The organism is Streptomyces sp. LaBMicrA B280, assembly GCF_049222185.1.
GTDB lineage: Bacteria > Actinomycetota > Actinomycetes > Streptomycetales > Streptomycetaceae > Streptomyces > Streptomyces murinus.
Window position 1 is genome coordinate 164,832 of sequence record NZ_JBMJCT010000011.1, and the last position, 13,646, is coordinate 178,477.

Genomic DNA, 13,646 nt, shown 5'->3' on the forward strand with positions numbered 1-13,646 from the left:
TTCATCAGGGCAGGGGTGATCAGCCCGACGACGTGAGCGGTGACGTCAGATGGTGGGCTTGATGGGGGGTGCGAGGAGGGTCAGACGCCGAGGGCGGGGAGGACCACGGCGTCGATGTACGAGGTGAGGAATGCCTGGGTGGGCGGCTGGTCCTCCAGGAGGGTCCTGGTGGCGAAGCCGCCGACCATCATGTGCACCATGAAGTCGATCGCCGGGCAGTCCGGGCGGACCTCGCCCCGGTCCACGGCCCGCTGGAGCATCTGCCGGCCGGTGACGATCTCCGTGTCGACGATCTGCGCCCGGAACGTCTCGCGCAGATCCTCGTTGTGGTGCATCGCCATGGCGATCCCCCGCATCAGGGCGGAGTTCTGCGCCATGGTGCAGTCGTCCTCCATCGCCACGAGGGCGTGCAGGTCGCCCCGGAGGGACCCGGTGTCGATGTCGCCGATGTGGCCGCGCTTGTTGTGCCGCAGCGCCTTGACCACCAGCTCGGCCTTGCCGCCCCACTGGCGGTAGAGCGTGGCCTTGCTGGACCGGGTGCGGGCGGCGACGGCGTCCATGGTCAGGGCGTCGTAGCCGACCTCCCGGAGCAGGTCGAGCACGGCCTCGTACAGCTCGGCCTCGCGCTCGGGGGTGATCCGACTGCGACGTGCAGCCGCGACGGCCTCGGTCATGTCGCCCACCCTTCCGCACCGGGACTTGTCTCCGGGACCTGTTTCCAGGACTTCTTTCCGGAACTTCCTTGCGTACGTCCATCTTCGTACGTCCATGAAGATACCCCTCCCCCTGTACGAAACGAAACCGTTTCGTACGTGGGCTCCATCACGAACGTGAGGAACGTATAAGAACGGCACATAAGTTGCCCGCCCCCAGCGGGCGGAAAAGCATGGGGAGGGTGAGCTATCTGCGCTTCCCCCACCTCAACGGCGATCTGCTGTGCTTCGTGTCCGAGGACGACCTGTGGCTGGCCCCCCTCGACGCCCCCGGCCGCGCCTGGCGGCTCACGGCGGACCGCACCAAGACCGGGCACCCGCGCTTCTCCCCCGACGGGAGCCGGATCGCCTACACGAGCTGGCGCAGTCTGGTCCCCGAGATCCATCTGGTGGACGTCACCGGCGGACCCGCGCGCCAGCTGACGTACTGGGGCAGCACCGACACCCAGGTGTGCGGCTGGTCCCCGGACGACGACATCCTCGCGGTGGCCTCGCACGGGCAGCCGTTCTCGTACTTCACCTGGGCCTACAAGGTGACCCCCGACGGCGACCCGGGCGGCCGGCTGCCCTGGGGCCCGGTCAGCGAGCTCCAGGTCGCCGACCTCGACGGCGAGCGCAAGACCCTGCTGCTCACCGGCACCCCGCCGCACGAACCCGCCTCCTGGAAGCGCTACCGGGGCGGCGCCACGGGCCGGCTGTGGCTGCACGGCGAGCGCCTGCTGCCCGGCATCGACGGCCATCTGGCCAGCCCCATGTACGTCGCCGGGCGGATCGCCTTCCTCTCCGACCACGAGGGCGTCGGCAACCTGTACTCCTGCGCCTACGACGGCACCGATCTGCGCCGCCACACCGACCACGACGCCTTCTACGCCCGGCACGCTTCCAGCGACGGCACCCGGGTGGTCTACCAGTGCGCGGGCGACCTCTGGCTCGTCGACGACTTCTCGCCCCGGGGCACCCCGCGCAGGCTCGACGTCCGCCTCGCCGGGCCCGCCGCGGGACGGCGCCGCTACCAGGTGCCGGCCGCGCAGAACGTCGACGGCATCTCCGTGGACGAGACCGGCCGGGCCAGCGCGGTCGTGGTGCGCGGCAGCCTGTACTGGCTCACCCACCGCGACGGCCCCGCCCGCACCATCGCGGACACCCCCGGGGTCCGGGTCCGGCTGCCGGAGATGCTGGGCTCCATGGGGCAGATCGCCTATGTGACCGACGCCGAGGGCGAGGACGCGGTGGAGATCGCCCAGCTGCCCCGCGCCACCGGCGACCGCCCGCCCCGCAGGCTCGCCCAGGGCTCCCTCGGCCGGGTCCTGGAGATGATCTCCGACCCGGACGGCGAGCGCCTGGCCGTCGCCTCCCACGACGGCCGGCTGCTGCTGATCGACGTGCCCGAGGAGCCCGGCGCCGGGGTCCCGGAGGCGCCCGGCACCGGGGTCGGCCCGGAGTCCGAGGAGGGCGCCGTCACCGAGCTGATCCGCTCCGTCAACGGCCCCGTGCGCGACCTCGCCTTCTCCCCCGACGGCGGCTGGCTCACCTGGTCCCATCCCGGCATCGGCCGCTCCCTGCGCCAGATCAAGCTGGCCCGCATCAAGGACCGGCTGATCGTGGACGTCACCGACGGCCGCTTCGAGGACGAGACCCCCGTCTTCACCCGCGACGGCCGCTACCTCGCCTTCCTGTCCTGGCGCGGCTTCGACCCGGTGTACGACGTGCACACCGGCGACCTGTCCTTCCCGCTCGGCAGCCGCCCCTATCTGGTCCCGCTGTCCTCGGCGACCCCCTCGCCGTTCGCCCTGAACCCCGAGGGGCGCCCGGCGGCGGGCGGGCTGGACCCTTTGGAGGACGAGGAGACCGGGGAGGCGGGCACGGTGCTGGTCGAGGTGGAGGGCCTGGCCAGCCGGGTCACCCCGTTCCCGGTGATCGCCTCCAAGTACTCCTCGCTGTGCCCGGTCGCGGGCGGCGGGCTGGTCTGGCTGCGCTGGCCGATCTCCGGCGCGCTCGGCGAGACCTTCGCCAACCCGGCCGACACCAGCGGCCGCCCCACCCTGGAGTACTTCAACATCACCAAGGCGAAAAAGTCCGAACTCGTCGGCCACCTCGACTGGTTCGCGATGAGCGGCGACGGCACCCGGCTGGTCGTGGTGGACGAGGGCGAGCTGCGCGCGGTGCCCTCCACCGAGGTCGGTGACGCCGACAGCACCGTCTGGATCGATCTGCGCCGCATCCTGCACGAGGTGGACCCGCCCGCCGAGTGGCGCCAGGCGTACGACGAGGCGGGCCGCATCATCCGCGCCTACTTCTGGGACCCGGGCATGAGCGGCATCGACTGGGACGCGGTGCTCGACCAGTACCGCCCGCTCGTCGAACGGGTCGCCGCCCCCGACGAGTTCGCGGATCTGCTGCGCGAGGTCCTCGGCGAACTCGGCACCTCCCACGCCTATGTCACCGCCGCCCGCCGCAACGAGGGCCCGCCCCACTACCAGCGCTGGCAGGGCCTGCTCGGCGCCGATCTGGTGCACCGGGAGGGCGGCTGGACCCTGCGGCGGATCCTGCCCGGCGACTCCTCGGACTCCAAGGCCCGCTCACCGCTGGCCGGTACGGGCATCCGCGAGGGCGCGGTCCTCACCCATGTCGACGGCCGCCCGGTCGACCCCGTCAGGGGCCCCTTCCCGCTGCTGGCCGGCGCGGGCGGTACGACGGTGGAGCTGACCTTCACGCCCGCCGAGGGCACCGGCCGGGCCCGCCGGGTCGCCGTCGTCCCGCTGGTCGACGACCGGCCGCTGCGCTACCAGCACTGGGTGGCCAAACGCCGGGACGTGGTACGGGAGTTGAGCGGCGGCACGTGCGGCTATCTGCACATCCCCGACATGGGCGGCTCGGGCTGGGCCCAGTTCAACCGCGATCTGCGCATGGAGGTGTCCCGGCCCGCGCTGATCGTGGACGTGCGCGGCAACGCGGGCGGCCACATCAGCGAGCTGGTCATCGAGAAGCTGACCCGGACCATCCTGGGCTGGGACCTGACACGCGACGCCCAGCCGGTGTCGTACACCTCGAACGCGCCCCGGGGCCCGGTGGTGGCGCTGGCCGACGAGGCGACCTCCTCCGACGGCGACATGATCACGGCCGCCTTCAAACTCCTCGCGCTGGGACCGGTGGTGGGGCAGCGCACCTGGGGCGGGGTCGTCGGCATGACCGGCCGCCACCGGCTCGGCGACGGCACCGTCATCACCGTGCCCATGAACGCCGCCTGGTTCGACGCCTACGGCTGGTCCATCGAGAACCGCGGTGTCACCCCGGACCTGGAGATCCTCCGCACCCCGCTGGACTGGGCCGAGGGCCGGCACGCCCAGATGGACGACGCGATCCGACTCGCCCTGAAACTCCTCGAATCCGACCCGGCCGCGATCCCCCCGGACTACTCGGACGTCCCGGACCGCTCCCGCCCGAAGCTGCCACCGAGGGCAACTTCCTGAGAAGGGCCGCGTACCGAAGGGGCGCGGGGAACTGCGCGACAAGCCCCGACGCACCCGCACCCGACCACCCGGCGGAGCCACCCCGACAACCGAACGCGGGGCACCCCTCGAAGCGAAGGGCGCCCCGCGTACCCGGCTGAAGCCGAGCGCCGCGGCTACGCGTCGTAGTCGTGGTCCATCCGGTCCTGCATCTCCGTGTCGTCGATGTCCTGACGACCACGGCTGGGCTGCTGCCCCTGCGGGCCCTGCTGACCACGCTGGCCGCGCTGGGGCTGGCCCGGCTGGCCGGGCTGGCCGGCGCGCTCCCGCGCCTGGTCCATCTTGCCCTTGCCCTTCTGCTGCCACTGGCCCTGGTCCTGGTGCTGCTGGTCCTTCGTACCCATGTGGGTTCACTCCTGTGGTGAGTGAGAGTGGGGAGGTCGGCCCCTCAGCGGGGCCACGACCAGATTCACACGGCCCACCACGCCCCGCATGTGGATCAGTTACGTTCCGTGACCCGGGCCGCCTCGTCCGCCGCCCCACCCGCGCCGACCAGCCCCGACCGCATCCCTTCGAGCCGCGGCCCGAACCGCTTCATCTCCCGCTGCCCCACCGACCCGATGAGCCCCGGGAGATACCCGCGCACGCTCTGCATGCCCCGCAGCCACCACTGCGCGTACACATGCGAGGAACGCCGCTCGATGCCCGCGACGATCCGGTCCACCGCGGGCCCCAGCGGATACGTCTTGTTCGACGGCCACGGCAGCCGCTGCCGCAACTCCCGCATGACGTCGTCCTGATCGGCCCCGCGCACCATGTCGGTGTCGGTCCACGACAGATACCCGACGCCGACCCGCACCCCCTGGTAGCCGACCTCGGCCCGCAGGCTATGCGCGTACGCCTCCACCCCGGACTTGGAGGCGCAGTACGCCGTCATCATCGGCGCCGGGGTGATCGCCGCGAGGGAGGCGATCTGGAGCAGATAGCCCCGGCTCTCGACCAGCACCGGCAGGAACGCGCGGGCGGTCACCGCCGAGCCGATGAGGTTGACCTCGATCACCCGCCGCCAGGCGGCCGGGTCGGAGTCGATGAACGGACCGCCCGTCGCCACACCGGCGTTGGCGACCACGATGTCGACCTTCCCGAACCGCTCCTTCACCTCCCGCGCCACCCGGGCCATCACCTCGTGGTCGGTGACATCGGCGTACCAGTGGGCGCTCTCGCTGTGCAGCCGCCCGGAGACCTCCTTGAGGGCCTCCTCCTCCAGCCCGACCAGCGCCACCTTCGCCCCGCGCGCGGAGAGCTTGCGGGCGAGCAACTCGCCGACGCCGCGCGCCGCTCCGGTGACGACCGCGACCTGTCCCTCCAGATCGACCCTGCTCATGCGCCCTCCTTGATCGGCTGGGGAGCGGGCTCGCCGGCCCCCGTGACATACGTGCTGACGAGGTCCCGGATCCGGCCGGTGACCCGCTCGGGCTCCTCGACCGGGGTCATATGTCCGGCGCCGGGCAGCTCGGTGAGTCCCGCGCACCGCGGCAGTTCGGCGACCAGGGCGTGCGCGTGCACCGGGGGCACGAGGCGGTCGGCCGTGCCGTGCAGGACCGCGGTGGGCATGTCCAGCCGCCGTACGCCGTGGTCGAGATCGAGCGAGGCGAGCACCTGGGACCAGGCGTGCCGGGCGCCGGTCGGGCAGCCGTGCACGATCCGCGCGCACGCCTCCACCATCTCCGGTGTCGAACGGGCGCCCATCGTGCCGTACTTGAGGATCCGCCTGGCGAGCGGTGTGACCGGCCCGAGCGGGGCGCGCGAGCCGAGGACACCGGCGCTGAGCCGGGTGCGCAGCGGCCCCTCGCGCAGCGGCAGCACCCGGGCCTCGGCGACCAGCCGTGAACTGCCGGTGCTGGCCAGCAGGACGGCGGCCGCGTGGGCGCGGAAGCGGGGCCGCTCGGCCGCCGCCATGACCGTCATGCCGCCCATGGAGTGCCCGACGACCAGGGCCTGTTCGCCGTCCACGAGCGTCGCGGCGAGCACCGCCTCCAGGTCGTCCGCGAGCGCGCGGGTGGTGCACACGGGGCTCGCGGGACTGCGCCCGTGCCCCCGCTGGTCGTACACGATCACCCGGTGGTCCCCGGCCAGTTCCCGGATCTGCGCCGCCCAGAAGGCGGTCGAGCAGGTCCAGCCGTGGGAGAGGACGACGGCGGGCGCGTCCTGCGGCCCGTGCACCTCGACGTACAGCCGCGCGTCGTCGGTGGAGGGGACGGTGAGTTCCCTGGCCGGGACGGGCGGGGCGTAGACGCCGGAGGTCATGTGGGTGGCGCGGGGGCGGCTCATGCGGCGACCTCGTCGGCCTGGGAATCCTGCGAAGCCTGCGCGTTCGTACGGGATTGGGGGGCCTCGGTGTCCTCGGGGGCCTCCCGTGTCCCGGCCCTGCGGATCACCTCGTACTCCCCGAGGTCCACCTGCCGGGTGGCGCGCCGGAACTCGGTCGTCGTGCCGGGCCACACGGTGGTGTTGCGCCCGCTGGCGTCGAGGTACCAGCTCGTGCAGCCGCCGGTGTTCCACACGGTCCGCTTCATGCGCTCCTGGACCTTGTGGTTCCAGGCCGCGACGGCGCCGGGCCGGGCGTCGAGGGCGGTACGGCCGCCGAGGACGTCGAGCTGGCGCAGATAGTCGGCCATGTAGTTCAGCTGGGACTCGATCATCAGGATCATGGAGGAGTTGCCGAGGCCGGTGTTGGGCCCGATGACCGTCATGAAGTTCGGGAACCCGGCGGCGGTGGCGCCGCGCAGCGCCTGCATGCCGCCCTTCCACGACTCGGCGAGCGTGACGCCCTCCGCGCCGACCACGCGTTCGGCGATCGGCATGTCCGTGACGTGGAAGCCCGTGCCGAAGACGATCGCGTCGACCTCGGCCTCGGTGCCGTCGGCGGCGACCAGGGTCGAGCCCCGCACCTCGCTGAGCCCGCTCGCGACGACGTCGACATGGGGCCGGGCCAGCGCCGGGTAGTAGGTGTTGGACAGCAGGATCCGCTTGCAGCCGATGCGGTAGTCGGGGGTGAGCCGGGCGCGCAGGGCCGGATCCTTGATCGCGCGGGCGATGTTGCGCTTGGCGAGCTGCTCGACCAGGCCGAGTTCGTCGGGGCGCTTGGTGAACGCCTGCACCTGGAGCTCCCGGATGCCCCACAGCAGGCCGCGGCGCAGCTGGGTGGTCAGCGGCAGGGCACGGTGCAGCCAGCGCTCGGCGGGGCTGATCGCCCGGTCCACCCGGGGCATCACCCAGGGCGGGGTGCGCTGGAAGAGGGTGAGCCGGCCGACCTGGGACTGGATGGCGGGCACGATCTGGATGGCGGAGGCGCCGGTGCCGACCATGGCCACGCGCTTGCCGCGCAGGTCGTAGTCGTGGTCCCAGCGGGCGGAGTGGAACACCTTGCCGGGGAAGGAGTCCAGGCCCGGGATGTCGGGCACCTTGGGGTCGGACAGCGGTCCGGTGGCGGAGACGACGACGTCGGCGGTCAGCGCTCCGCGCGTGGTCTCGATGTGCCAGCGCAGATTCTCCCGGTCCCAGCTGAGCAGCTCGACCTCGGCGCCGAAGCGGATCTGCGGGCGCAGTCCGAAGACGTCGGTGACGTGCTCCAGGTAGGCGCGGATGTGCCGCTGCCCGGAGAAGGTGCGCGGCCACTCGGGGTTGGGCGCGAAGGAGAAGGAGTACAGATGGGAGGGCACGTCGCAGGCGCACCCGGGGTAGCTGTTGTCCCGCCAGGTGCCGCCGACGTCCTCGGCCCGTTCCAGTACGACGAAGTCGGTGATCCCCTCGCGGCGCAGCCGCACGGCGGCGCCCAGCCCGCCGAAGCCGGACCCGATCACCGCCACCCTCACATGCTCGTGCTCGGCCATCCCGGAGCCTCCACGCCTCGCCTTGAAATGCCGCCCGTCAATGCTGCCAGTGAACACTGGCACGATGGGACTGTAGAGCAGCTCCGTACCGAGCGGTAGGGGGTGCGGGAAGGAAAGTTACCGGCGGTACACCATAGGCTTCGGGCGTGGCAGCAGACACCGAACACCCGGAGGCAGCCCGTCGGGGCCCGCGCGAGTACCGCACGGAGGAGCTGGCGCGACGGGCCGGCATCACCGTGCGCACCCTGCGCTTCTACCGCGAACGCAAGCTGCTGCCGCCGCCCCGCCGCGAGGGCCGTATCGCCTGGTACGACGACCACCACCTGGCCCGGCTGCGCACCATCGGCGCCCTGCTGGAGCGCGGCCACACCCTGACCGGCATCGCGGAGCTGGCCGAGGCCCTGGACCAGGGCCGGGACGTCGCCGACCTGCTCGGCGTCGGCACCCCCACCGAGGAGGAGCCGATCCGCCTCACCCCGGAGGAACTGGCCGCCCGCTTCGAGGGCGAGGTCACCCCGGAGAACCTGGCCGCCGCGATGGAGCTGGGCTATCTGGGCACCGACGGCGACAAGATCGTGCACATCAGCCGGCGGCTGCTGGACGTCTCCTCCGCCCTGGTCCGCGAGGGCATCCCGCTCGCCGAGGTCCTGGCGGCCGGCGCCCGCGTCCGCGCCCACGCCGAGGCCCTGGCCACCCTCTTCTCCGACCTGATCCTGCGCCACGCCCCCGAAGAGGACCTCCACCGCCTGCGCCCCCTGGCGCGCAGCGTGGTGGAGGCGGAACTGTCCCTGGCGATGGACAGGCAGCTCAACAAGGGGGAATAAAGGGGAGTAGGGGAAGTACGGGGATTGAAGGGATGAAGGGGACTAAGCGCCGTAGGTCACGGTCACCGGTGCGTGGTCGGACCAGCGCTCGGCGTGCGAGGCCGCCCGCTCGACCCGCGCCTTGAGGGCCCGCGCGGCAAGGCCCGGCGTGGCCATCTGGTAGTCGATGCGCCAGCCGGAGTCGTTGTCGAACGCCCGCCCCCGGTACGACCACCATGTGTACGGGCCGTCGACGTCCGGGTGCAGGGCCCGTACGACATCGACGTAGCCGCCCTCCGCCGGGGCGAGGACCCGGCCGAGCCAGGAACGCTCCTCGGGCAGGAAGCCGGAGTTCTTGGTGTTGCCGCGCCAGTTCTTGAGGTCGGCCTCGCGGTGGGCGATGTTCCAGTCGCCGCAGACCACCACCTCGCGCCCCTCGGCGGCGGCGCGTTCGCGCAGCGCCCCGAGGTGGTCGAGGAACTCCGCCATGAAGCGGATCTTCTCGTCCTGCCGCTCGGTGCCGACCTCGCCGGAGGGGAGGTAGAGGGAGGCGACGGTCACACCGGGCAGGTCGGCCTCGACATAGCGCCCGCTGCCGTCGAACTCGGCCGACCCGAAGCCGATCCGCACCCGGTCGGGCTCGCGCCGGGTGTACAGGGAGACGCCCGCGCGCCCCTTGGCGGCCGCCGGGGCGTGCACGACATGCCAGCCTTCGGGCTCGCGCACCTCCTCGGGCAGCTGGTGCGGTTCGGCGCGCACCTCCTGGAGGCAGACGACGTCCGCCTCCGTCCCGGCCAGCCACGGCACGAAGCCCTTCTTGGCGGCGGCCCGCAGCCCATTCACGTTCACCGAGGTCACAGTCAGCACCGGAGCACGATACCGGCACACTGGACGAAGCCCTCACGAGCGAGGGGTCCCTCCCGCACGGAAGCGCGATGCCCAGATGAACATTCGCCGCGTAGGTTTCGACCACCCCGACGCCATAAAGCTCAACGACGCGGTGCAGGCCGAATACGTCCTCCGTTACGGCGACAACGGCGACGAAACCTTCCTCACCCCCCAGGACTTCCTGCCGCCCCGGGGCGTCTACCTGATCGCGTACGACGAGTTTGACCGCCCGGTGGCCACCGGCGGCTGGCGCAGCCAGGAGCGCAACGAAGAGAACTACTCGGACGGCGACGCCGAGCTGAAGCGCATGTACGTGACCGAGGAGGTGCGCGGCCGGGGCCTGGCCCGCCGGATCCTGGCCGCCCTGGAGGAGGACGCCCGCGCGGCCGGTCGCCTGCGGATGGTCCTGGAGACGGGCACCAAGCAGCCGGAGGCCATCGCCCTGTACACCTCCAGCGGCTACACCCTCTGCCCCAAGTTCGGTTTCTACCGCTTCCACGAGGAGAGCCGCTGCTTCGCGAAGGACCTGTAGGCCGGGGCCGAGACCATGGCCCGGGCGGGGCCGGGGCGACGAACACGAAGGCCCCGCCACGGCCGCAGGGCAGCGCGTCCGGCGAAACGGCCCGACAACATGTCAAAGCCCCGGTCGGTTTCCCGACCGGGGCTTTGAGCTGCGTGGACCTGAGGGGATTCGAACCCCTGGCCCCCTCGATGCGAACGAGGTGCGCTACCGGACTGCGCCACAGGCCCTTGCAACGAGTGAAACTCTAGCACCCTGATCGGGGTGCTTGGAAATCCGTTCCCGAACTGGTCAGAGGCGGCTTCCCGGATGCGACGGCCGTCACTCGTTGGCGGCGCGCGGACGGTCGCCGTCCTCGTACTGGTCGAAGAGCGGCGTGCGACCGCGCTCACGGGAGCGGCGGGCGGAGGCGGCGCGGCGCGCGCCACCGCGGCCGTCGGCCGGCCGGTCGCGCCACCGCGGCCGTCGGCCGGCCGGTCCGCCGCGGCGGACGCCTGCCCGCTCTCCTCGGCCACGGGCGCCTGGCCCGTCTCCTCCGGGGCGACCGAGCTGGACCGCGCCGAGCTCCAGGTGTCCGGCCCGCCCAGATCGACGCCGGAGGTGGCCCGCGGCGCGACCGGCGCGGTCACGTACGTGGGCAGGGGCACCGGCACCGGGTCCCAGCTGTCGCCGTGTCCGGGCCGCCGCTGCCGCTCGCGCTGCTGGTCGACCCACTCGGCGTGATCGGTCTGCTCGACCAGGGCGCGCCGGTCGGCGGCGAGCGTGGAGAGGCCGGGGTCCGTGTCGGTCCCTGTGGCCTCCTCCGGTTCGTCGGCGGCGCGGGCGGCCTCCGGGGTCGCGCGGCGGCGCGGCTGGCGCTCACGCAGTCGCTGGGCGGCGGCCTCGGCGTGGCGGCGGTCCATCTGGAAGGCGAAGCGGCGGCGTTCCTGGGTGCGCAGATAGGCGATGTACGCGCTGAGGAGCACGGCGGGCGCGGCGGGCGCCCACAGGAAGGCGAGGCCACCGACGGCGGCGACGATCGCGCCGACGGTGAAGGCGAGGAAGAGCAGCACGGTGGTGCGCCGGCGGCGCGCGAGCACCTTCGTGCGCCGGGCGCGCGCTGCGGCCGCCTGCGCCGAAGGCGCCGAGGGGGGGCGCGCGCTGCGGCCGCCTGCGCCGAAGGCGCCGAGGGGGCGCGCCGGGGTGCCGGTGCGTGCTGCTGTGCCGGGACCGCGGGGGCGTGGCCCCGGTCGGGTTCCGGGCTCCGGGACGCCTCGGGCTCGCCCTCCACCGGGATCTGACGGCGGGTCGGAGGCACGGCGAAGGCCCGGACGTCCACCGAATCGGTGACGGCGTCCGGATCGACGGCGCCCTGCTCCCCCTCGTCGGTGGAGCGCGCCCGCAGGTCCTTGGCGTACCGGCGCTCCATCCCCGCCCGTCCGGAAAGCAGCCGGATGGCGGTGCTGAAGCGTTCCGTCGGACGGGCTTCGTTCAGCTCGTCCTGCCTACGGAGCCACATCGGCACCAAGTAGGCGGCCCAGGCCCCGACAATGACTGCGTAGATGAGGCCGCTGCTGCTCACGCCTCACACGGTAGAGGGGTTTGACCGAAGGGATCCGCCAATTGAGCCGGTGTGTCGCACGATCTGGCTGATATTTCCAGCATTTTTTGCGACCCTTAGGATCAGAATTTCGAACGTATATTCAATTCCTCGGTCCTTGTGCCGCCGACCGCGCCCGCCGCCACCGTCCGATCAGCCCGTCCGGCACCTCCTCGGCGGTCAGCGCGAAGACCAGATGGTCGCGCCAGGCGCCGTCGATGTGCAGATAGCGGGGCCGGGGCCCCTCCTCGCGGAATCCGAGCTTCTCCACCACCCGGCGGCTGGGCCGGTTCTCGGGGCGGATGCACACTTCGATGCGGTGCAGTCCGACGGTGCGGAAGCAGTGGTCCACCACCAGCGCGACGGCCGTCGGCATCACCCCGCGCCCGGCCACCGACTCGTCCACCCAGTAGCCGATGTGCCCGGAGCACATCGACCCCCAGGTGATCCCGGCGACCGTCAACTGCCCGACCAGGCGCCCCTGGTACTCGATGACGAACGGCAGCATCCGGCCCCCGTGCGCCTCCCGGCGCAGATGCCGGACCATCTGCCGGTACGTCGGCCGGTGCGCGACCGGGCCGCTCGGGGTGGGCGGCGGGATCGTGGCCTCCCAGGGGCGCAGCCAGTCCCGGTTGCGGCGGTTCACCTCGCGCCACTCGCGCTGGTCGCGCAGCTTTATCGGCCGCAGGACGACATCGCCGTCCACCAGCACGACCGGCCAGGTCGACCCGTTCAGTTCGCACCCCCCGAGCTGGGTCTGGCGTGGTCGCCGCCGCGGATCTGGTCGACGGCGTGGGCCAGCAGGGGCGCGAGGACGGTCAGTCCGTCCTTCACCCCGCCCGTGGACCCCGGCAGGTTGACGATCAGGGTCCGGCCGGCGACCCCGGCCAGACCCCGGGACAGCGCGGCGGTCGGCACCTTCGCCATGCCGAACGCCCGGATGGCCTCGGCGATGCCCGGCACCTCGTGATCGATGACGGCGCGGGTCGCCTCGGGGGTGCGGTCGGTCGGGGTGAGGCCGGTGCCGCCGGTGGTGACGATCGCGTCGTACCCGGCGGCGACGCCCGCGCGCAGGGCGGCCTCGACCGGCTCCCCGTCGGGCACCACCCGGGGGCCGTCCACGGCGAAGCCGAGGCGCGTGAGGCCGTCGGCGATCAGCGGGCCGCCCCGGTCCTCGTAGACGCCCGCCGCGGCCCGGTTGGAGGCGGTGATCACCAGGGCGCGGTAGCTCATGCCCGGCTCCAGTCGCCCGACTTGCCGCCCGTCTTCTCCAGCACGCGTACGTCCGTGATGACCGCTCCCTTGTCGACCGCCTTGACCATGTCGATCACGGTGAGCGCGGCGACCGTCACCGCGGTGAGGGCCTCCATCTCGACGCCCGTGCGGTCCGTGGTCTTCACGGTGGCCGTGATCTCCACGGCGTCGTCCGCGACCGACAGATCCAGTTTCACACCGGACACCGACAACGGGTGACAGAGCGGGATCAGGTCCGGGGTGCGCTTGGCGCCCATGATGCCCGCGATCCGGGCGGTGGCCAGCGCGTCTCCCTTGGGCACCCCCTCGCCGCGCAGCAGTTCGATCACGCGGGGCGAGACCAGGACACGGCCGCCGGCGCGTGCGGTGCGCGCGGTGACGTCCTTGCCGGAGACGTCGACCATGCGGGCCGCGCCGGCCGCGTCGAGGTGCGTGAGGTGGTCCTGGGCGGGGGATCCGGGGGTCTGCCCCCGGGACGGTTCGGTCATGCTGTGCGGCGCTCCCGGTCCGGGCCCGCGCCGTGCGGTGCGCGGGCCTGCTGTGCGCG

Annotated in this window: 12 protein-coding genes, 1 tRNA gene and 1 pseudogene; 3 read left to right on the plus strand and 11 right to left on the minus strand. The window is 72.6% G+C overall.

Features of this window, described 5'->3' with window-relative positions; translation table 11 throughout:
• Positions 1-80 precede the first annotated feature (80 nt).
• Positions 81-674: a TetR/AcrR family transcriptional regulator gene (locus ACLF5H_RS10955; RefSeq protein WP_421675869.1), complete on the minus strand. Its 594-nt coding sequence runs from the start codon at positions 672-674 to the stop codon at positions 81-83.
• A 221-nt stretch (positions 675-895) separates the two neighbouring features.
• Here ACLF5H_RS10955 and ACLF5H_RS10960 point away from each other — a divergent pair, with 221 nt between their 5' ends.
• On the plus strand, positions 896-4,183 hold the full coding sequence (locus ACLF5H_RS10960; protein WP_421675870.1) for a S41 family peptidase: 3,288 nt from the start codon (positions 896-898) through the stop codon (positions 4,181-4,183).
• Between the two features lie 155 nt (positions 4,184-4,338).
• Here the strand turns inward: ACLF5H_RS10960 and ACLF5H_RS10965 are convergent, their stop codons facing one another.
• The 4 genes from ACLF5H_RS10965 to ACLF5H_RS10980 all read right to left on the minus strand — a co-directional run bounded on the left by ACLF5H_RS10965 (position 4,339) and on the right by ACLF5H_RS10980 (position 8,055).
• Positions 4,339-4,566 (minus strand): hypothetical protein, encoded by a 228-nt coding sequence (locus ACLF5H_RS10965; RefSeq protein ID WP_086806709.1) that lies wholly within the window; start codon positions 4,564-4,566, stop codon positions 4,339-4,341.
• A 95-nt stretch (positions 4,567-4,661) separates the two neighbouring features.
• Positions 4,662-5,546: an SDR family oxidoreductase gene (locus ACLF5H_RS10970; protein ID WP_421675871.1), complete on the minus strand. Its 885-nt coding sequence runs from the start codon at positions 5,544-5,546 to the stop codon at positions 4,662-4,664.
• A complete protein-coding gene (locus ACLF5H_RS10975) occupies positions 5,543-6,493 on the minus strand; it encodes an alpha/beta fold hydrolase (RefSeq protein WP_421675872.1) in 951 nt (316 codons plus the stop codon). The genes ACLF5H_RS10970 and ACLF5H_RS10975 overlap by 4 nt, the downstream gene beginning before the upstream one ends.
• Positions 6,490-8,055, minus strand: a complete 1,566-nt coding sequence (locus ACLF5H_RS10980; protein ID WP_421675873.1) for a flavin-containing monooxygenase — start codon at positions 8,053-8,055, stop codon at positions 6,490-6,492. The genes ACLF5H_RS10975 and ACLF5H_RS10980 overlap by 4 nt, the downstream gene beginning before the upstream one ends.
• Before the next feature lie 146 nt (positions 8,056-8,201).
• Between ACLF5H_RS10980 and ACLF5H_RS10985 the strand changes: the two genes are divergently transcribed.
• Positions 8,202-8,879 (plus strand): MerR family transcriptional regulator, encoded by a 678-nt coding sequence (locus ACLF5H_RS10985; RefSeq protein ID WP_421675874.1) that lies wholly within the window; start codon positions 8,202-8,204, stop codon positions 8,877-8,879.
• A gap of 42 nt (positions 8,880-8,921) precedes the next feature.
• Here the strand turns inward: ACLF5H_RS10985 and ACLF5H_RS10990 are convergent, their stop codons facing one another.
• On the minus strand, positions 8,922-9,716 hold the full coding sequence (locus ACLF5H_RS10990; protein ID WP_421676175.1) for an exodeoxyribonuclease III: 795 nt from the start codon (positions 9,714-9,716) through the stop codon (positions 8,922-8,924).
• An 85-nt stretch (positions 9,717-9,801) separates the two neighbouring features.
• Between ACLF5H_RS10990 and ACLF5H_RS10995 the strand changes: the two genes are divergently transcribed.
• Positions 9,802-10,278, plus strand: coding sequence for a GNAT family N-acetyltransferase (locus ACLF5H_RS10995; RefSeq protein ID WP_421675875.1), 477 nt, complete (start codon positions 9,802-9,804; stop codon positions 10,276-10,278).
• Between the two features lie 144 nt (positions 10,279-10,422).
• On the opposite strand, the gene ACLF5H_RS11000 is transcribed toward ACLF5H_RS10995, so the two are convergent.
• From ACLF5H_RS11000 to moaC, 5 genes and pseudogenes are all read right to left on the minus strand, one after another.
• Positions 10,423-10,496: transfer RNA gene (locus tag ACLF5H_RS11000), tRNA-Ala, on the minus strand.
• A 91-nt stretch (positions 10,497-10,587) separates the two neighbouring features.
• A pseudogene (gene glpR, locus ACLF5H_RS11005) lies at positions 10,588-11,827 on the minus strand (gephyrin-like molybdotransferase receptor GlpR).
• Positions 11,828-11,948: 121 nt separating this feature from the next.
• Positions 11,949-12,557, minus strand: a complete 609-nt coding sequence (locus tag ACLF5H_RS11010; RefSeq protein ID WP_421675876.1) for a GNAT family N-acetyltransferase — start codon at positions 12,555-12,557, stop codon at positions 11,949-11,951.
• A 20-nt stretch (positions 12,558-12,577) separates the two neighbouring features.
• Positions 12,578-13,078, minus strand: coding sequence for a MogA/MoaB family molybdenum cofactor biosynthesis protein (locus tag ACLF5H_RS11015; RefSeq protein WP_421675877.1), 501 nt, complete (start codon positions 13,076-13,078; stop codon positions 12,578-12,580).
• Positions 13,075-13,587: a cyclic pyranopterin monophosphate synthase MoaC gene (gene moaC / locus ACLF5H_RS11020; RefSeq protein WP_145490707.1), complete on the minus strand. Its 513-nt coding sequence runs from the start codon at positions 13,585-13,587 to the stop codon at positions 13,075-13,077. The genes ACLF5H_RS11015 and moaC overlap by 4 nt, the downstream gene beginning before the upstream one ends.
• Between the last annotated feature and the right edge of the window lie 59 nt (positions 13,588-13,646).

Coding starts and splice junctions, on each gene's coding strand:
- ACLF5H_RS10955 (WP_421675869.1), bottom strand. CDS start 674: ATGACCGAGGCCGTCGCGGCTGCACGTCGCAGTCGGATCACCCCCGAG.
- ACLF5H_RS10970 (WP_421675871.1), bottom strand. CDS start 5,546: ATGAGCAGGGTCGATCTGGAGGGACAGGTCGCGGTCGTCACCGGAGCG.
- moaC (WP_145490707.1), bottom strand. CDS start 13,587: ATGACCGAACCGTCCCGGGGGCAGACCCCCGGATCCCCCGCCCAGGAC.
- ACLF5H_RS10975 (WP_421675872.1), bottom strand. CDS start 6,493: ATGAGCCGCCCCCGCGCCACCCACATGACCTCCGGCGTCTACGCCCCG.
- ACLF5H_RS10995 (WP_421675875.1), top strand. CDS start 9,802: ATGAACATTCGCCGCGTAGGTTTCGACCACCCCGACGCCATAAAGCTC.
- ACLF5H_RS10965 (WP_086806709.1), bottom strand. CDS start 4,566: ATGGGTACGAAGGACCAGCAGCACCAGGACCAGGGCCAGTGGCAGCAG.
- ACLF5H_RS10980 (WP_421675873.1), bottom strand. CDS start 8,055: ATGGCCGAGCACGAGCATGTGAGGGTGGCGGTGATCGGGTCCGGCTTC.
- ACLF5H_RS11015 (WP_421675877.1), bottom strand. CDS start 13,078: ATGAGCTACCGCGCCCTGGTGATCACCGCCTCCAACCGGGCCGCGGCG.